This window comes from Corallococcus sp. AB032C (assembly GCF_003668935.1).
GTDB classification, from domain to species: domain Bacteria; phylum Myxococcota; class Myxococcia; order Myxococcales; family Myxococcaceae; genus Corallococcus; species Corallococcus exiguus.
Window position 1 is genome coordinate 37604 of sequence record NZ_RAWP01000051.1, and the last position, 18995, is coordinate 56598.

Genomic DNA, 18995 nt, shown 5'->3' on the forward strand with positions numbered 1-18995 from the left:
GTTTCCTTGTCCTGCTGTTCCCGGTCATGCTCCGGGGCATGCGCCGCTTCCTGTCGCCCGTGGGTTCCATGCTCCTCGCCGCCGCGGTGCTGATGGGCGGCTGTTCTTCCTCGAAGAAGGCGACGGAGGCTCCGCGCACGGACCATGCGTCGCTCTACGGGGCGGACGCGGCCTACGCGGTGGGCGTGACGCAGTCGCTGACGTACGAGGACGCGGTCCGCCGCCGCACGCTGAAGCCGCTGGTCTGGTACCCGGTGGCGCCCGGCACGCCGATGGACAACCGTGCGCCGTCGGACCTGTTCAAGCCCTTCTACGGAGCGAAGGACGCACCGCTCTCGGACGCGCGGGAGCGCTGGCCGGTGGTGCTGCTGTCGCACGGGAGCGGGGGCTCGTTGATGGACCTGTCCTGGTTCGGTTCGAACCTGGCTGCGCATGGCTTCGTCGTGGTGGCGTTGAACCACCCGGGCAACACCTTCGGCGACACGAGCCCGGAAGGCTTCGCGCGCGCCTATGAGCGTCCGCAGGACTTCACGGTCATCCTGGACCACCTGCTGAAGGATCCGAAGTGGGGCTCGCGAGTGGATCCGGAGCGCATCGGCGCGTCGGGGCACTCGATGGGTGGCTACACGGCGTTGGCGCTGGTGGGGCTGAACCTGAACCTGGAGTGGATTGAAAAGCGCTGCAAGACGCCGGGCACCCGGGAGGAGATTGGCTGCGAGGGCCTGCGCGACGTGGACTACAGCCGCATCGACATGAAGCGCTCGCGAGCGTCGTACCTGGACCCGCGAGTGAAGGCCGCGTTCGCGATGGCGCCGGGCATGGCGGCCTCCTTCGAGGCGCGTGACACCGCGGACGTCCAGAAGCCGGTGGAGCTGGTGCTCGCGAAGGGTGACGAGCTGATGCCGCACGAAGGGCACGGCATGCACCTGGCAGGGCTGCTGCCGCCCGCGACCACGACGACGGTGGTCCTGGACGACGCAGGGCACTTCACCTTCCTGCCCGAGTGCTATCCGAAGGGCTTCGACGTCATCGCCATGCTGTGCCGCGACCCGGTGGCGGGGACGCGCCCGGCCTCGCATGCGCGCACCAACGCGGAAGGCGTGGCGTTCTTCCGCCGCACGCTGGACGTGCACTGATGCTTCAGGCCGGAGCCGCGGCCTTCGGTGGGCTCTCCAGGAGGATGGTGACGGGCCCGTCGTTGACGAGCGAGACCTTCATGTCCGCGGCGAAGATGCCGGTGCCCACGGTGAGGCCGCGCTGGCGCAGCGCTTCGCAGGTGCGCTCGTAGAGGGCCTTGGCGGCGACGGGCTCCATCGCGTCGATGAAGCTGGGCCGGCGGCCCTTGCGGGCGTCGCCGTAGAGGGTGAATTGGCTGACGACGATGAGGTGCTTGGAGGTGTCCTCCAGCGACAGGTTCATCTTGCCATCGGCGTCCTCGAAGATGCGCAGCATGGCCAGCTTCTCCACCATCCACGCCATGTCCGCGTCGGTGTCGCCCTTGCCCACGCCCAGCAGCACGAGCAGGCCCGGGCCCATCTCGCTCACACGCTGTCCGTCCACCGTCACCGATGCTTCCAGGACCCGCTGCACCACGGCCTTCATGGATTGACTCCCTTGCGTCCCTGCTTCCTGCCAGGGACGCAGGAGGCCTTCAAGTCAGCGTCCTTCGTGACGTGGATCCATCGCGTCGCGCAGCGCATCGCCCAGCAGGTTGAAGCCCAGCACGGTGACCGCCAGCGCGATGCCGGGGAAGAGGGCCACGTGCGGCGCCACCAGCAGGTACTGCGTCCCCTGGTCCACCAGCGCGCCCCATGACGGCGTGCCCGGCGGGACGCCCAGCCCCAGGAAACTCAGGGATGCCTCCGCGACGATGGCGCCCGGCAGTGCGAACGTCGCCAGCACGAGCAGTGGCCCCGCCGCATTGGGCAGGATGTGCCGCACGAGGATGCGGCCCGGCCCACTGCCCAGCGCCCGAGCAGCCTGCACGTAGTCTCGTTCGCGCAGGGTGAGCACCTGCCCGCGCGTCAGCCGCGCGTAGCCCGTCCATCCAGTGAACGACAGGGCGAACACCACGTTGGCAAGGCTGGGGCCCAGCACCGCGGTGATGAACAGCGCCAGCAGGATGCCGGGGAACGCGAGCAGCACGTCCACCAGCCGCATCAGCGCTTCGTCCACGAGCCCGCCCGCGTAGCCTGCGATGCCGCCCAGCGTGATGCCCACCGCCGCGGACAGCACCACGGCGAAGAAGGACACCTCCAGCGATACGCGCGCGCCGTACAGCACGTGGGTGAGCACGTCGATGCCGTTCTCCCCCGTGCCCAGCAGGTGACCGGGCGTCGGGGGCAACAGCTCGCGAGTGAGGTCGATGGCGTCCGGCGCGTGGGGGCTGAGCCACGGCGCGAACAACGCCGTGAACACCCAGACGCACGCCACGGCGAGCCCGAACCGGGCGCCCCACGAGTGCAGCCGGAAGCGGTGGGCCGCGCTCATGAGCGCCTCCGCACGCGCGGGTCGACCCACGAATACGCGAGGTCGGTGAGCGTGTTGACCGCGACGTAGCAGAACGTGAAGAGGAGCACCGTGGCGCGCACGGTGTTGTAGTCGCGCTTCTCGATGGCGGTGAGCAGCAGCGTGCCCATGCCCGGCCACGCGAACACCTTCTCCGTCACGATGGCGCCGCCCAGCAGCGCGCCGAACTCCAGGCCCAGCACGGTCACCAGTGGCAGCAGCGCGTTGCGGAACGCGTGCTTCCACAGCACCACGCGAGGCGACAGGCCCTTGGCCCGGGCCACCGTGACGTAGTCCTCGCGCAGCGCTTCGAGCATCGTCGCGCGAGTCATCCGCGCGAGGAACGCGGCCAGCGCGGTGCCCAGCGTGAACGCGGGCAGCACCAGGTGCCGCCACGACTCCGCGCCCGACACGGGCAGCCAGTCCAGCTTCAGCGCGAAGAGGATGATGAGCACCGGCCCCAGCCAGAAGCGGGGCAGGGCGACACCCGCCACGGACACGCCCATCGCCGCCGCGTCCACGGGTGTCCCTCGCCGCGCAGCCGCCATCACGCCCAGGGGCAGCGCCAGCGCCAGGGACACGGCCATGGCCGACACCGTGAGCAGCAGCGTGTACGGCAGCGCCGCGCCCAGGGCAGGAAGCACCTTGCGCTGGAACGGAGGCAGCGACGTGCGCAGCTCCCCGGTGGCCAGGTCTCGAGTGAACGTCCAGAGCTGCGCGTACCACGGCAGATCCAACCCCACGGCCTGCCGCAACGCCGCGCGGTCCACCTGCGTCGCCTGCTCCCCCAGCATCACGTCCACCGGGTCCCCAGGCACGAGGTGCAGGAACAGCGACACGAGCAGCAGCGCCCCCACCATCGCGATGAGCGCGGACACGAGCCTCCGGGTCACGGCGTGCCCCCACGCTCGGGCGTCACTTCCCGCGCCTTCGCCAGCGGCAGCAGCAGGCCATGCGCGCTGGGCTCGAAGTCCGCGAGCCGCGAGGACACCACCGCGACACTGGCCTCATGCCACAGCGGGATGACGGGCATGTCCGCGTCCAGCTCCCGCTGCGCCTCCGCGTACAACGTCTTCCGTTCCTCCCGAGACGCCTGCGTCGCCGCGTCCAGCACTCGGTCCAGCTTCGGGTCCTTCAGTGCTCCGCGATTGAACCCGCCCCAGTGGTTCTCCGGGCCGGGGATGTTCGCGGAATGGAACGCGCCCCGGAGCAGGTCCGGCTCCATCACGGCGGCCCACTTCAACGTGAACAGCTCGAAGCGCCCCCGGCGCACGTCCTCGAAGAACGTCCCGAACTCCAGCGCCCGCACCTCCACCGCGATACCGCCCTTCGCCAGCTGCTCCTTGAGCACCAGCGCCACCGCGCGCCGGAAGCGGTCCGTGCTCGTCTTGAAGGTGAAGGACAGGCGCGGCTGTCCTCCGGGCCCGTCCGGATCCGGGTACCCCGCCGCGTCCAGCAGCCGGGCCGCCTCCTCCGGTGCGTAGCCGCAGCCCGGTGTCTCCGTGAAGGCCCAGTGCTCACGGGGCAGCATGCTGGACGCGGGCTCCGCCAGCCCGTGCAGCTTGTGCTCCACCAACGGGCGCACGTCGATGAGGTGACACAGCGCCTGGCGCACGCGCACGTCCGCGAGCGGCCCCTCGCGCAGGTTGATGCCCAGGTACGTGAAGCCCGTGCCCGGCTTCGTTACCACTCGCAGGTGGGGCGACTTGCGCAGCGCGGGCAGCACCGCCGGGGAAACGCCGTTCACCACCAGGTCCGCGCGGCCCTTGAGCAGCTCCAGCACCCGCGTCGTCTCGTCCCGCACCACCCGGAACGTCAGCCTCGACACCGCGGGCTTCCCTCCATGCCAGCCCTCGAAGGGGACCAGCGTCAGGTGCTCCTCGTCTGGCCACGACTCGAACCGGAACGGGCCCGCGCCCACCGGGTGCGTTCCCTGCGCCTCGATGCCTCCGGGTCCCACGCGCTCCGCGGGCAGGATGGCAGCGGACAGCTCCGCGAGCAGCGGCGCATAGGGCCGCTTCAAGTGGAAGCGCACCGTGCGGGCGTCCACCACCTCCACCCGCTCCACCGGCTCGTACCGCTCGCGCTTGGGGCTGCCCAGCTTCGGGTCTCGCAGGGCGTCGAAGGTGGCCTTCACGTCCTCGGCGGTGAGGGCGCTCCCGTCGTGGAAGGTCAGCCCCGGGCGGAGGACGAACTCCACCACCGTGGGCGAGACCTCCCGGAAGGACTCCGCCAGCTGGGGCACGGGCCGGCTCGCGTCATCGAAGGTGAGGAGCCCCGGGCTGACGAGCTGCGCCAGCCGCTGTCCATGGGCCGTGAGGGCGAAGCGATCGTCCAGGCTGTCCGGTGGGGCCTCCAACAGCACCGTGATGCCCGCCGGGGGCGCCGGTTCGCGGCAGCCGGAGTCAAGCACCAGCGTCAGCGCGATGAAGAACACCCGGGCGGCGCGGGAGGGCAGGGGGGGCATGGCGTCTGTCACGAGGTGGATGTCAGGCGGGACGTCCATGCTGCGACAGCCTTCTTCTTGTTTCCAGGAAGCAGGCAGGCGTGCAGGGTAACAGCGACCGTGGATCCGCCCCCCACCCTTGCCGCCCCTTTCGTCCCTTCTTCATAATGGATCGCGACTTCCCTGGAGCGTGCGTGCAGGTTTTTCGAACCAGACCCTTCTGGGCAGCGACCGTCATTGCCTTGTGGCTCCCTTCCGCCACCTTGGCCGCGTCGCCGTCCGCCGACAAAAAGGCTGAACGCGAGGCGCTGAAGAACGCGCTCGTGCAGGTCATGCAGCGCACCGCGCTCAAGAGCAGCCGCGTCGGCGTCCACATGCAGAGCCTGGACGACGGCACCGTGGTGTTCAGCCACAACGCGGACGAACTGCTCAACCCCGCCTCCAACGTGAAGCTCGTCACGTCCTCCGCGGCGCTCGTCGCCCTGGGGCCGGAGTTCCGCTACGAGACGGAGTTCCTCGTCGAGGCGGAGATGCCCGCCGACGGCAAGGTCAAGACGCTCTACGTGCGCGGCAAGGGCGACCCCACCGTCACCACCGAGCGCCTCTACGGCATGACCTCCGAGCTGCTCCACGCGGGCCTCAAGGAGGTGCAGGACATCGTCGTGGACGATTCCTGGTTCGACGCCGAGCGCACTCCTCCGGGCTACGACCAGGAGGACTCCGACCGCGCGTACATGGCGCCCACTGGCGCGGTGAGCCTCAACTGGAACGCGGTCGCCGTCTACGTGCGCGCCGCTCCCGGCGGCAAGGCCGTGGTGGACATGGAGCCGCCCAGCGACTTCTTCGTCGTGGAGAACACCGTCACCAGCGGCCCCGGCCGCGCGCGGCGCGTGTCCGTGAAGTCCGACGCGTACGGCGACAGGCAGAAGATCGTCGTCAAGGGCCAGGTCCCCGACGAGCGCGGCGCCGTCAGCGTCTGGAAGAAGATCGACAGCCCGCCCCTGTACTTCGGCGGGTCGCTCAAGCAGTTGCTCGTGTCGCGCGGCGTGAAGGTGAAGGGCAAGGTGAAGCTGGGCCTGACGCCGTCCCGCGCGAAGGTCGTGCACGTGGCCCAGTCGGACACGTTCGACATCGTCCTCAAGCGCCTCAACAAGCTCTCCAGCAACTTCGTCGCGGAGACGCTCCTCAAGACGATGGGCGCGGAGCTGCGTGGACAGCCGGGCTCGTTCGCCAAGGGCATCGACGTGGTGGAGGAGTTCCTGGACCGCGACGTGGGCATCCCGCGCGGCACCTACGTGATGAAGAACGGCAGCGGTCTCAACGACGCCAACCGCTTCTCCACCGCGCAGGTGGATCGGCTTCTGCGCCACATGTACGAGCGCTTCCCGCTGGCCCCGGAGTACCTGTCCTCGCTGGGCATCGCCGGCAAGGACGGCACGCTCAAGTACCGCTTCGACGGCACGGACGCCGTGGGCCGGCTGCGCGCCAAGACGGGCACCCTGGAGGGCGTCTCCGCGCTCAGCGGCTACGTGCAGTCCGCGGGCGGTGAGAAGTTCTCCTTCTCCATCATGGTCAACGACTACGCGGGCCGCGCCGGTCCCGTCGTCGCGGGCATGGACGCGCTGGGCGCCGCCGTGGCCGCCACCGGCTCCACGCTGGGGCCGGACAACGCGCTGGCCTCCCTCAACGAAGGCCAGAAGCCGCAGGGCGGCCTGCCGGACATCGCCAACCGCGTGAAGACCTACCTGGAGCTGGGCAAGCAGCGCGATCAACGCAACATCGGCTTCCTGCGCACCGCGTGGCGCAGCGAGCGCGACCCCGCCGTGCGCGCCGTGCTGGCGGAGAGCCTCTACCAGTCCAACCCGCACGACTACCTGGGCACCCGCACGCTGCTGGACAGCTACTCCGCCACGGACGACGTCTACGGCCGCCTGCGCCAGGTGGCCCACGCCCTGTCCGTGGGCGTGCCCGGCGTGAGCAGCATGGTGGAGCTGGCCTCTGGCGGAAACACGGAGGCCCTGGCCCGCGTGCTGGAGCTGTGCCGCGCGGCCGGCACCGCCCGTGACGTCGAGGCGCAGGACGAACTCGCGGACGGCCTGGGCGAGGTGGCCCGCACGGCCCCCGAGGAGCTGGTCGTTGCCCTGCGCACCGCCAGCTCCGTGGAGCGCGACGCGACCGTGCCGCTCCTGGCCCAGGGGCTGGTGAAGACCGGGGACACCACCCACCCGTTCTGGAAGTCCCTGCGCAAGCTGGGCTCTGGCGGGACGGATGCCCAGCTCGTCGCCTTCGCCAAGGGGCTGGACTCCACCCTCACCACCAAGACGGCCGAGGCCCGGACCTCCCAGCGCGCCCAGCCCGTCCAGGTGGTCGCCCCCGCTTCCGCCACGCCCAACGTGGTCCCTGCCTCTGGAGTCCTCCGCCCGGGCGGGTAGTCCCTCGCCTCGGCCCCCCTCCGCCCGGACGTCTCCGTCCGGGCGGGCTGTCCCCCCAGCCGGCTCCCGGCACCTCCCAACCTCGCGGAATCCTTGAGGCCTCCCGCCAGGGGAGCAGGCGGACGTGCGTCCCCGGCGCCCCTGGCCGTTTAGTGGCCCGGGGAATGTCAGTGGTGGATGCTATGGGCTGAAGGACCTGTCGGGGCGTGTGGCCTCGCAGGTTTGTTCCTGGCCCTAGAGGGGTCAGGTATCGGGAGGAAACATGGCTGGAGGCGTGAACAAGGTCATTCTCATCGGCAACCTCGGGGCGGACCCCGAAGTGCGCTTCACCCCGGGCGGTCAGGCCGTGGCGAACTTCCGCATCGCGACGAGCGAGAGCTGGAACGACAAGAACGGCCAGAAGCAGGAGCGCACCGAGTGGCACCGCATCGTCGTCTGGGGAAAGCTCGCGGAGCTGTGCGGCGAGTACCTCAAGAAGGGACGGCAGTGCTTCGTCGAAGGCCGTCTGCAGACGCGCGAGTGGATGGATAAGGAAAACAAGAAGAACTACACCACCGAGGTCGTCGCCACCTCCGTCACCTTCCTCGGCGGACGTGACGCCGGTGAGGGCTACAGCGGCGGCAGCGGCGGCAGTGGCGGTGGGCGCCGGCAGCAGCCGCAGGGCAACGGCGGCTACGGGCAGGGGCGTGACGACTTCGGCCAGCCTCCCCCTCCCATGGACGACAGTGGCGGCATGGGCGGCGGCAACCACGGCGGCACGGACGACGACATCCCGTTCTAACGCCCTGGGGCCATTCCCCTGAAAAGCGAACCGGCCGCTCCTGGATGTCAGGGGCGGCCGGTCGTGTTTTCGGGCACCGGGGCTTCAATGCCCCGGCGCTTCTTCAGGACTGCTTCAGCCGACGTCCAGGCCGGCAGGGCCGTACGCCGCGCCCGCCGTGTAGAGCGCGTAGATGGCGCCCCAGGACATGGCCAGCAGGATGAGGAAGATGAGGATGGAGAAGGGCTCGAAGCGGCGCATGGAGCGGTCGCTCGCGAAGATGCCCCAGCCCATGGCGAAGGTCTGCAGGCCGTTGGCCAGGTGGTACGCGGTGCCCAGCGTGCCCAGCAGGTAAACCATCAGCGTGGGGCCGTGGTAGTGCATCTCCCGCGCGATATCCATGAAGGGCTCCGCGTGGCCCTCCACCAGGCGCGGGTGCAGGAAGGCCAGCCAGATGTGGGCGCCCAGGAACGCGAGCACGCCCAGGCCCGCAACTCGCTGCACGATGTACTTGAGGTTGCCGTAGTTGCTGTACGCGAGGTTGTTGGGCTTCATGGTGAAGATGCGCACCAGGCCCCACGCCGTGTGGATGAGCAGGGGCAGCATGACGATGATGAACGTGAACGCCTGGGCGAACGGGTTCGCGTACTCCGTCACCGACTTTTCCCAGGCCGTCGCGCCGTAGAAGGCGGACAGGTTGTCCCACAGATGGTTGATGACCCAGAAGCTCAGGGGCACCACGGCGAGGAACGACCCCAGCCGCGACTTCAAGAGGGGGTTCCGGTCGGTGAGGGCTTCGGCGGTGGCTTGGGTGCTCATCGAGTCTCCAGCGGGGCGCGCGGATGGGTGGGGTGAAGACCCCCGCGAGCCCAAGTCAGGGCCTGGGTGATACGGCCTTCTGGCGGTTTATAGCCGTTCCGTCACGCCGGCTGGATTTCTTCCGCATCCGCCCGTGCCAGCCGGGGAACACCGACTCATAAGCCCTGGCGATGCCAGCCCCCCGCTCTGACTGCTGGCCGCCGGGCAGGCGGCCCTCTTGCGTCCCTCTTCCGTTGGCGGGCGCGAACGGGTGGGGCACGCTAACCAGCCCTATGCCTGATGAGCTTGTCAGTGGATTGTTGAAGGCGACGGACCTGCGCCTGGTGCTGGCCACCACCGGTGACCTGTCCCGCCAGGCCCGCGCCACGCACCAGAGCATGCCGGCCTCCGCCGCGCTCCTGTCCCAGGGCCTCACCGCCGCCGCCCTCATGGGGTCCCTCCGCAAGGGCACGGACTCCCGGATCAACGTGCAACTGGAGTGCGACGGCCCCCTGCGCGGCCTCTTCGTGGACGGCGACGCGAACGGCGTCGTGCGCGGCTACGTGAAGAACACCCTGGTGGAGTACTCCGGCTCGGAGGGGCGCTATCACTGGCGCCCGGTGCTGGGGAACCAGGGCTTCCTGTCCGTGCTGCGCGACCAGGGCGGCGGCGAGTACTACCGCTCGTCCGTGGAGCTGGAGCACTTCGACCTGGTGGCGGACCTGGAGCGCTACTTCCACCAGTCGGATCAGGTGCCCTCGCACCTGCTGATGGCGCAGCTGCCCGGCCTGGTGGACGGCCAGGAGGATCCGCTCGCCACGGTGGTGGGCCTGCTCGTGCAGCCCCTGCCCGACGGGGACCGGGACGCCTTCAAGGCGCTGGGCACCCGGCTCAAGGCGCAGTTCCAGACGGCCGTGCAGGCGCACGCGCAGGATGGGGCGGAGACGCTCCTGCGCTCGCTCGTGCCGGAGGCGGACCTGGAGGTCATGTCGCGCTACCCGCTGCGCTTCACCTGTTCGTGCAGCCGTGACCGCGTGAAGCTCGCGCTGCTCGCCATGGGTCGCGAGGAGCTGAAGGACCTGCTGGAGAAGGAAGGCCAGGCGGAGGCCACCTGCCAGTTCTGCACGACGCGCTATGTCATCCCCGGCGGGGAGATCCAGCAGATGCTCACCGAGGGCAGCGCCTGACCCGGGGGGCCCGTTGTTCTGAAGACAGACATCTGCCTCGTGCTGGGGGGATGATTCAGCGCTTCACACCGTCCGTGGAAGCAGGCGCGGCGGTTGTGGCGGGGTCGCGATGCTCGGGATATGACAGGGCCGCACCTCACCCGGAGCTTTCGCCGTGGCCATCAAGCGGGCAGCGCCGCCGAAGTCCCAGGACCAGCGCAACCCTTCCTCGAAGTCTGCCGTGCCCTCCGCCGCCCAGAAGGACGGGGCGGAGAAGCTCGTCTCCATTCCCAATGACATGGTGCTGGCGCCCCAGGTGGAGGCCCCTCGCCAACCCACCGGCCGCGACCAGTCCCGGCACAAGTCCACCGGCGTGGTGGAGCTGTCGTGGGCGGAGTTCGACCGGAAGGTGCAGCAGCTGGCGCGCACCATCCGTCAAGAGTGGGAGCCCCAGGCGGTGGTGGGCGTGGCCCACGGCGGCGTGTTCGTGGGCGGGGCGCTCGCGGGCGCGCTCGGCTGCGAGTTCTTCCCCGTGCGCATCAGCCGCCGCAGCCGCGACAAGGCCGAGCGCACCCAGGAGCGCGGCCAGCCGCAGGTGAGCGAGGAGATGCCTCCGGAGCTCAAGGGCCGCCGCGTGCTCATCGTGGACGACATCGCGTCCAGCGGGGACACCCTGGGGCTGGCCACGGCGCTCGCGAAGAAGATGGGCGCCAAGGAGATCCGCACCGCGTGTCTCATCGCGCGGCCGGAGGGCTTCACGCCGGACCACGTGGGGCTGTCCACGGACTCGCTCTTCGTCTTCCCGTGGGACTACCAGCCGGTGATGGGCGACGCGCACCTGGACGACGACCCGGACAAGGCCGGGGCCTGAGTCCAGCCGAAGGGCGTTGACGCGGCGATGATCATCGGGACGGCGGGGCACATCGACCACGGTAAGACGTCCCTCGTGAAGGCGCTGACGGGCACCGACACCGACCGGCTCCCGGAGGAGAAGCGGCGGGGCATCACCCTGGAGCTGGGCTTCGCCCACCTGCCGCTGCCGGATGGACAGGTGGCGGGCGTGGTGGACGTGCCCGGCCACGAGCGCTTCGTGAAGGCCATGGCCGCGGGCGCGGGCGGCGTGGACCTGGCCGTGCTGGTGGTCGCGGCGGACGAAGGCGTCATGCCCCAGACGCGCGAGCACCTGGACATCTGCCGCCTGCTCGGCGTGAAGGCGGGCGTCGTCGCGCTCACCAAGGCGGACCTGTTGGAGGGCCTGGGCGATGACTGGCGCGCGCTGGTGGAGGCGGACCTCGCCGCGCTCACCGTCGGCACCTTCCTGGAGACCGCGCCCGTGGTGCCGGTGTCCTCTCGCACGGGGCAGGGCCTGCCGGAGCTGAAGGCGGCGCTCGCGAGCGCGGGCGCTTCACTGCCACGGCGTCCCTCGGAGGGCCCCGTCTTCCTCCCGGTGGACCGGGCCTTCACCATCAAGGGCTTCGGCACGGTGGTGACGGGCACGCTGTTGTCCGGCGCGCTGGCGGTAGACGACGCGGTGGCGCTGCTCCCCTCGGTGGCCGGTGCGCGTCCAGGCCCCTTTCGCGTCCGTGGCGTGCAGGTGCACGGCCAATCGGTGGCGCGCGCGGAGGCGGGGCAGCGCGCGGCGGTGAACGTGGCGGACGTGCAGACGGAGGACGTGCACCGGGGCATGGTGCTCACGCGCGCGGGCGAGCTGCCGGAGACGTCCATGCTGGACGTGGAGCTGACGCTGCTGCCCGCCGCGGAGGTCCCGCTGCCCAAGCGCCGCAAGCTGCTGCTGCACCTGGGCACCGCGCAGGTGGAGGCCACGGTGGCGCTGCTGGACCTGGAGTCGCTCGCGCCGGGGGAGACGGGGCTCGCGCAGCTGCGGCTGGAGTCGCCGGTGGGCGCGCTCGTGGGCCAGCGCTTCATCCTGCGCGGCTCGCGCGCGCTGCCGGGACGGGGCGCCACGGTGGCCGGAGGGCGCGTGCTCTCCATCACGCCGCCGCGCCGGAGGAAGGGGGCGTCCTCGGTGGTGCGGCCGCTCCTGGAGGCGGACGCGGCCGGGCAGGTGGGGTGGCTCCTCAGGCAGGCGGGCTACGCGGGGCTCACGCAGATGGAGCTGTTTGGCCGCTCGGGGCTTTCGCCCAAGGTGCTCACGCGCACGCTGGAGCTGCTGGGCGCGAAGGGCCAGGTGCTGCTGGTGGACCGCGACCGGCGGCTCTACGTGGCGCAGGACGTGTTCGAGGGCCTGCGCCAGCGCTCGCTCGCGCTGCTCGCCGCGTTCCACGAACGCGAGCCCATGCGTGAAGGCCTGTCCCGAGAGGAGCTCCGTCAGCGGCTCTCCGCCCAGCTGGACGCGCGCTTGTTCCAACGCGTGGTGCAGGCGCTGGTGGACTCCGGCGGCGTGGAGGCGGAGAAGGACCTGGTGCGCCTCAAGGGCCGGGGCCGTACGCTCACGCTGGGCGACGAGGCCGCGCGCACGCGCCTGTCCGCGGAGCTGTCCGCGGCGGGGCTCGCGCCGCCCACCGTCACGGAGCTGTCGCGGAAGCTGGGGCTTCCGCCCGCGAAGCTGCAGGAGCTGTTGAAGGTGCTGGTGTCGTCGGGCACGGGCGTGCGGGTGAGCGAGGAGCTGTGCTTCGACGCGAGCGCGCTGGAGGACCTGCGAGGACGACTGGTGACGTACCTGAAGGACCAGAAGGAGATTTCCACGCAGGGCTTCAAGGAACTGGTGGGCCAGAGCCGCAAGTTCACCATCCCCCTGTCGGAGTACTTCGACCGGGAGAAGGTGACGCTGAGGGTGGGGGACAAACGGGTGCTGCGTCGCGGATGAGTGCCAAGGCCTACAGTGAGCAGGACCTGCGCGCCCTCGTGGCGCCCTTCACCCAGCCCATGCTGGTGCTGGAGGGCGAGGGGCGTATCTCGGTGGCCAATGCCGCGTACGCGCGGCTGTTGGGGCTGCCCATGGAGCAGGTGGAGGGCCGCTCCTTCCTGGACTTCGTGCAGCCGGAGGAGCGCAGCCGGATGGGAGACCGCTTCCAGCGGCTGGCCACGGGCGCGCCTCTGGACGGACGTCCGCAGCTCTACCGGGTGGCCAGCGTCCACGGCACGGCGGATGAGGTCTTCGTGCAGGCCAGCACCCTGCGGCTGGAGGGTGGGGCCTTCGGCCTGCTGCTCAGCTGCATGGTGATGGCGGACCGCCCCCGGGAGCTGGTGGTGGCGGAGCGGCTGGTGGACACGTCCGCGGGGCTGGTGTCCGCGCGCTCGGAGGAGGGCGTGCGGCGCGTGGCGCTGGCGGGCCTGGAGGCCGCGGGCTTCCGGGCGCGGCTGTTGCGCTGGGACGGCACGCGGTGGGTGGTGCGCGACGGCGTGTCCCTGCCAGCGGATTCGCACCTGGCGCTGGAGGCGCTGTCGGACGGGCGGCCGGTGTTCGGCGGCGCGGACCATGCGCAGCCCACGCACGCGTACCTGCCGGTGGGCGGGCCGCAGTCGGAGGTGCTCTGGGTGGCGGGCCCGTGGGTGGCGCCCCGGCACGGCTCGGTGCTGACGCTGTTCGCGAAGGTGGTGGGCGCGGCGCTCGCGGATGCCCACCTCCAGGCGGACGGCGCGCGCAGCCGCTGGGAGGTGGAGTCGGTGGCGGAGATGGCGCGCTTCGTGGCGCAGCCCGTGCCCCCGCCGCCGGAGACGTTCCTCGCGCGCGTGGCGGAGCTGCTCCAGGCCCGCGCGGTGGCGCTGCACGTCGTCGCCGAACCGGGGCAGGCCCCCTGTCTCTCCGCCCACGTGGGGCTGGAGGAGGGGAGTGACGCGGATGCCGTGCGTGCCACCGGCGTGCTGCTGGCCGCGTCGCTGCGGGAGGACGGGGGCGTGTTGTCCTCCGAGTCGCAGGGGCGCGCGCTGGAGACGCTGTCCCAGGGCCGCCTGGGCAGCGGGACGGCGGCGCGGCTCACCCGCGGCGGTGAGAGCGTGGGCGTGGTGCAGGCGCTGCGCGCGAAGGAGCGGCCCTTCGACGAGCGAGACGCACGGCTGTTGTCCACGCTCGCGGAGCTGCTGGTGACGCTCCTGGAGCAGCGCCGCCTCCGCGCCGAGTCCGCGCGCCAGCTCACGGAGACGCGCCTCCTGCTGGACCTGGCGCGCACCACGTCCGGCGTGCTGGAGACGGCGAGCATCCTGGACGTCGCGTCCGACTTCCTGGTGCACCTGCTGGATGTGTCCAACTGCTTCATCCTGCTCTACGACGAACAGGCCAAGGTGCTGCGCGGCGCGGCGGCGTCGGCGACCCACCGGGACCTGTTCCGCACGGTGGTGGTGCCGCTCGACAGCGACGACCTGGCCGCGCGCGTGGCGCGGGAGCGCAAGCCCATCGCGGTGGAGGACCTGACGTCCGCGAGCACCTCCGTGAGCGCGGTGCTCATCGACCGGCTGGGGGAGAAGGCGCTGCTGGGCCTGCCGCTGACCTCGCGCGAGGAACTCATCGGCGTGGTGCTGGTGGACGACGTGCGCGGCCCGCGTCCCTTCGGCCCGGAGCTGATTGAACTGGCGGAGGCGACGTGCGGCCAGCTGGCGCTGTCCATCGCCAACGCGCGCCTCTACGAATCGCTGTGGGCCAGCTACGCGGAGCTGGCCGCCACCCGCGCGGAGATGGTGAAGCGCGAGCGCTTCGCCGCGCTGGGGGAGCTGTCCGCCATCGTCGCCCACGAGGTCCGCAATCCCCTGGGCGTCATCTTCAACGCGGTGGCCACGCTCCGGCGCATCATGAATCCCGGGGGGGACACGGCCATGCTGTTGGACATCGTCGCGGAGGAGAGCGACCGCCTCAACCGCATGGTGGCGGACCTGCTGGACTTCACCCGCCCGCGCAACCCGGTGCTCCAGCCGGAGGACCTGCTGCGCGTGCTCCAGGACGCCTTCGAGGCGGCGCGGGCGCAGGCTCCCACGGAGCGTCCGGTGTACATCTCCGTGGAGGTGGATCCCGGCCTCTCCGCGGTGCCCATGGACCGGCGGCAGATCCGCCAGGCCCTGTTCAACGTGGCCGTCAACGCCATCCAGTCCATGCCCCAGGGCGGCGACGTGCGGGTGCGTGGGCGCCGGGACACGCACGGAGGCCGCGAGCAGCTGCGCATCGACGTGATGGACCAGGGGCCGGGCATCCCGGCGGAGCTGCTCCACCGCGTCTTCGAACCCTTCTTCACCACCAAGGCCCAGGGCACCGGCCTGGGGCTGGCGGTGGTGAAGCGCATCCTGGAGGAGCACCGCGGCGAAATCGCCGTGGAGAGCGCCCCCGGACGCGGAACCACCTTCACCTTCTGGCTGCCGCTCACGCAGCCCCAGTCCTTCTCATGACCGACGCGACCACTCCGGTTCCCCGAGGCTACATCCTCGTGGTGGACGACCAGAAAAACATGCGCGCCACCACCGCGCTGCTCCTGAAACAGGAGGGCTACGAGGTCGCCGAAGCCGCCACTGGCGAGGAGGCGCTCCTCCGGCTCGCGAAGGCGCGCGTGGACCTGCTCCTCACGGACCTGAAGATGGAGCCCATGGACGGGCTCACGCTGCTCAAGCGTGCGCTGGAGGCCTCGCCCCGCCTCCAGGTCATCATGATGACGGCCTTCGGCTCCATCGACAGCGCGGTGGAGGCCATGCGCCTGGGGGCCTACGACTACGTCACCAAGCCCTTCAAGGAAGGCGAGCTGCGCTACCGCGTGGAGCGCGCCCTGGAGCGCGCCCGGCTCCAGGCGGCGGTGGACAACCTGGCCACGGAGTTCAACGAACGCCACGGCCTGTCCGCGCTGGTGGGCCGCAGCCAGGCCATGCGCGAGCTCACCACGCGCCTGATGCGCGTCGCCCAGAGCGACGCCACCGTCCTCATCCAGGGCGAGAGCGGCACGGGCAAGGAGCTGGTGGCCCGCGCGCTCCACGTGCACAGCCGCCGCAGCAAGCAGCCCTTCGTGCCCGTCAACTGCGCGGCCATCAGCGAGACGCTGCTGGAGAGCGAGCTCTTCGGTCACGCCAAAGGCGCCTTCACGGGCGCGGTGAAGACGCGCCGCGGCCTCTTCGAGGAGGCGGACAACGGCACGCTCTTCATCGACGAGGTGACGGAGACGAGCCCCACCTTCCAGTCCAAGCTCTTGCGCACGCTCCAGGACGGCGAGGTGCGCCGCGTGGGGGAGTCCACCGCGCTGCGCGTGAACGTGCGAATCGCGGCGGCCACCAACCGCGACATCGAGCTGGAGGTGAAGGAGAAGCGCTTCCGTCAGGACCTCTACTACCGCCTCAACGTGGTGCTCCTGCGCGTGCCCCCGCTGCGCGAGCGCCTGGAGGACGTGCCCGCGCTGGCGCAGCACTTCCTGGACCGGGCCAACAACCGCAGCCCCCGGCCCCGGCGCCTGTCCGCCACCGCCGTGGAGCACCTGATGACGTACGACTTCCCCGGCAACGTGCGCGAGCTGGAGAACCTGGTGGAGCAGGCCGCCGCGCTCGCCGAAGCGGACGAACTGCTCCCCGAGGACTTCCCGCTGCGCCCCCAGGGCCGTGTGCTCTCCGCCGCCGCGCCTCCGACTGAAGCGCCTTTGCCCGAGGCCATGGGCCTGCCCCCCACCGACGTCGTGCGGCCCACCAGCACGGAGGCCACGGGGCCCACGCTGGCGGAGGTGGTGGAGGACGCGGAGCGCCGGGCCATCGTCCTGGCCCTGGAGCGCCACGGCGTGGACCTGGCCCGCGTGGCGGACGAGCTGGGCGTCTCCTCCACCACGCTGTGGCGGAAGATGAAGCGGCTCAACCTGCGGCCTCCCGCCGGTGCCCGCGAATAGCCTGCCAGCGAACTCGCACCTGCCTCCCAGTACGAGTGCAGATCCGAAATCACCTGCGTTCAGGGATGAAAAAACCAACCTCCTGAATTCGTTGATTGTTTTCATCCCTGAAACGCGATTTCAGGGCTGCAATGGGGCGAAACTGTTGCCCGGTCGTCCAAGTGCTTGAGAACTCTAGAGTTTCGTCCCAAACGGGCTCTGGCATGGCACCTGCTAAGGGTTAGGCTCGGGACGCATCGAAGCGAGGTTGAAAGTGGTTCCCCCCCACCCTTTCAGCACTTCCGGTGCGTTACCTTGAGAAGACCCGCGGCCCGACACCCTCACGGGTGCCGGGCCGCCTTCTTTTCCGCTCCCTGCATCATCGCCGCGTTGCGTCCGCCCGCATGACGCGGCGCGGATCCATTTCACTTCTGCAATGCGCGCGGCGTTTGACGCCGTGAGCCACGCCCCGCAACGACAACGCCCGCCAGGGCCAGGGGCCGAGGCGGGCGTCGGGTGCCGAGAGCTGCCGGCGAACGGCTACTGACCGAACAGCGTGCCGGCCTGGGCCAGCCAGTCGGTGACGTGGCCGGGGAGGATGCCCAGCAGCACGACGGCGACGGTGGAGATGACCAGCGCGGCCTCGGTGCCCCAGTTGCGCTCCAGCGGCTGGGCGCCCTCGGGGACGGGGTGCATGAACATGTAGACCACGACGCGCAGGTAGTAATACGCGCCCGCCGCGCTGCTGAGCACCGCGACCACCGTGAGGCCCACCAGGCCCACGTCGATGGCGGCCTGGAAGATGAGCAGCTTGCTCATGAAGCCCACCGTGGGGGGGATGCCGCCCAGGGACAGCATGAAGGCCGCCATGGCGAACGCCCAACCCGGCCGGCGCTGCGCGAGGCCCGCGAAGCGCTCCAGGTCCCACGCGGTTCCCTTCTCCTCGTCCTCGCGGCGCTCCAGCGCGGAGACCATGGCGAAGGCGCCCGTCGCGCTGAAGGTGTACGCCAGCAGGTAGTACAGGATGCCGCGCAGCGCGTCCGAGCGCGCCACGTCCAGCGGCGTGCCACCGGACAGCGAGGACGCGGACAGCAGGCGGAAGTGCTCGCCCGGGGCCACGACGAACAGCGCCGCCACGCCCAGGAGCAGGTAGCCCGCGTGCGCGATGGAGGAGTACGCCAGCATGCGCTTCACGTTGCGCTGCGGAATCGCCATCAGGTTGCCGGCCACCATCGTGAGCAGCGCCAGCGTGGCGAACAGCATCAGCGGCAGCTTGGGGTCCATGTCCTTGCCCACCGTGACGAACACGCGGACCAGCGACGCGAACGCCGCCGCCTTCACGCCCGCGCTCATGAGCGCCGTCACCGGGGTGGGAGCGCCCTCGTACACGTCCGGCGTCCACATGTGGAACGGCACGGCCGCCACCTTGAACGCGAAGCCCGCGGCGATGAGCACCGCGCCCACGTAGACGAGCGCCGGGGACGTGGACAGCGCCTGCTGCAGCGGGCCCGCCATGTCGTTGAGCTTCGTCGTGCCCGTGGCTCCGTACAGCAGCGCCGTTCCGTACAGCAGGACGGCGGAGGAGAAGGCGCCCAGGATGAAGTACTTGAAGCCCGCCTCGCTGGGGCGCGTGCCGCGGCGCAGGTACGCCGTCAGCGCGTACGTCGCGATGGAGAGCACCTCGATGTTGACGAAGATGGTGATGAACTCCGACGACATCGCCAGCAGGCTCATGCCCGCGGAGGCGAAGAGCATCAGCGCGTAGAACTCACCGCGCTCCGCTCCGCGCTTGCGCAGGAAGCCCACCGCGCTCAGCGCCGCCAGCCCCAGGCCCACGCTCACCACCAGGGTGAGGAAGCTGGAGAAGGGGTCCAACACGCCGAAGCCGAGGAACACCTCCTGCGGCGGCTCGAACATCAAGCCCACGGCCACGGCGCCGCTGGCCAGCGCCGCCACGACGGTGAGCACCGCCTGGTAGCCGCGGGACGCCGTCGCGGAGAGGAACACCTCCGACAACAGCAGGACGCAGGCTGCCACCACCATGATGATGGCGGGCAGCATGGGGAGGAAATCCGCCAGGGTGAGATTTGGCAGGTTCATGGAGTC

General features: G+C 70.6%; 14 protein-coding genes. 8 read left to right on the top strand and 6 right to left on the bottom strand.

The window, feature by feature from the left end; genetic code table 11:
• Window positions 1-38: 38 nt before the first annotated feature.
• Window positions 39-1136: an alpha/beta fold hydrolase gene (locus D7X99_RS22455; RefSeq protein WP_233613620.1), complete on the top strand. Its 1098-nt coding sequence runs from the start codon at window positions 39-41 to the stop codon at window positions 1134-1136.
• A gap of 4 nt (window positions 1137-1140) precedes the next feature.
• Here D7X99_RS22455 and dtd read toward each other — a convergent pair whose 3' ends face one another.
• Genes dtd through D7X99_RS22475 form a run of 4 tightly spaced genes read right to left on the bottom strand, consistent with a single transcriptional unit; the run spans window position 1141 to window position 5014 of the window.
• On the bottom strand, window positions 1141-1602 hold the full coding sequence (gene dtd / locus D7X99_RS22460; protein ID WP_121779560.1) for a D-aminoacyl-tRNA deacylase: 462 nt from the start codon (window positions 1600-1602) through the stop codon (window positions 1141-1143).
• Window positions 1603-1656: 54 nt separating this feature from the next.
• Complete coding sequence (locus tag D7X99_RS22465; RefSeq protein ID WP_121779561.1) at window positions 1657-2490, bottom strand: ABC transporter permease; 834 nt, start codon at window positions 2488-2490, stop codon at window positions 1657-1659.
• Window positions 2487-3401: an ABC transporter permease gene (locus D7X99_RS22470; RefSeq protein ID WP_199756361.1), complete on the bottom strand. Its 915-nt coding sequence runs from the start codon at window positions 3399-3401 to the stop codon at window positions 2487-2489. The genes D7X99_RS22465 and D7X99_RS22470 overlap by 4 nt, the downstream gene beginning before the upstream one ends.
• Window positions 3398-5014, bottom strand: coding sequence for an ABC transporter substrate-binding protein (locus tag D7X99_RS22475; RefSeq protein WP_121779562.1), 1617 nt, complete (start codon window positions 5012-5014; stop codon window positions 3398-3400). Before D7X99_RS22475 ends, D7X99_RS22470 begins: the two co-directional genes overlap by 4 nt.
• 107 nt (window positions 5015-5121) lie before the next feature.
• Between D7X99_RS22475 and dacB the strand changes: the two genes are divergently transcribed.
• Window positions 5122-7386: a D-alanyl-D-alanine carboxypeptidase/D-alanyl-D-alanine-endopeptidase gene (dacB, locus tag D7X99_RS22480; RefSeq protein ID WP_121779563.1), complete on the top strand. Its 2265-nt coding sequence runs from the start codon at window positions 5122-5124 to the stop codon at window positions 7384-7386.
• A 262-nt stretch (window positions 7387-7648) separates the two neighbouring features.
• Window positions 7649-8167, top strand: a complete 519-nt coding sequence (locus D7X99_RS22485) for a single-stranded DNA-binding protein (protein WP_121779564.1) — start codon at window positions 7649-7651, stop codon at window positions 8165-8167.
• A gap of 114 nt (window positions 8168-8281) precedes the next feature.
• Here the strand turns inward: D7X99_RS22485 and D7X99_RS22490 are convergent, their stop codons facing one another.
• Window positions 8282-8965, bottom strand: a complete 684-nt coding sequence (locus D7X99_RS22490) for a succinate dehydrogenase (RefSeq protein ID WP_120579132.1) — start codon at window positions 8963-8965, stop codon at window positions 8282-8284.
• A gap of 272 nt (window positions 8966-9237) precedes the next feature.
• On the opposite strand from D7X99_RS22490, the gene D7X99_RS22495 reads away from it, so the two are divergent.
• From D7X99_RS22495 to D7X99_RS22515, 5 genes are all read left to right on the top strand, one after another.
• Window positions 9238-10131 (top strand): Hsp33 family molecular chaperone HslO, encoded by an 894-nt coding sequence (locus tag D7X99_RS22495; RefSeq protein WP_121779565.1) that lies wholly within the window; start codon window positions 9238-9240, stop codon window positions 10129-10131.
• A gap of 154 nt (window positions 10132-10285) precedes the next feature.
• The gene (locus D7X99_RS22500) at window positions 10286-10981 is read left to right on the top strand and encodes a phosphoribosyltransferase (protein ID WP_121779566.1); all 696 of its coding nucleotides are present in this window, start codon (window positions 10286-10288) and stop codon (window positions 10979-10981) included.
• 27 nt (window positions 10982-11008) lie between these two features.
• On the top strand, window positions 11009-12937 hold the full coding sequence (gene selB, locus D7X99_RS22505) for a selenocysteine-specific translation elongation factor (protein ID WP_121779567.1): 1929 nt from the start codon (window positions 11009-11011) through the stop codon (window positions 12935-12937).
• The gene (locus tag D7X99_RS22510) at window positions 12934-15444 is read left to right on the top strand and encodes an ATP-binding protein (protein WP_121779568.1); all 2511 of its coding nucleotides are present in this window, start codon (window positions 12934-12936) and stop codon (window positions 15442-15444) included. Before selB ends, D7X99_RS22510 begins: the two co-directional genes overlap by 4 nt.
• Complete coding sequence (locus tag D7X99_RS22515; RefSeq protein WP_121779569.1) at window positions 15441-16910, top strand: sigma-54 dependent transcriptional regulator; 1470 nt, start codon at window positions 15441-15443, stop codon at window positions 16908-16910. The genes D7X99_RS22510 and D7X99_RS22515 overlap by 4 nt, the downstream gene beginning before the upstream one ends.
• Window positions 16911-17429: 519 nt before the next feature.
• Here D7X99_RS22515 and D7X99_RS22520 read toward each other — a convergent pair.
• Window positions 17430-18989 (bottom strand): NADH-quinone oxidoreductase subunit N, encoded by a 1560-nt coding sequence (locus D7X99_RS22520; RefSeq protein ID WP_120579126.1) that lies wholly within the window; start codon window positions 18987-18989, stop codon window positions 17430-17432.
• Window positions 18990-18995: the final 6 nt, after the last annotated feature.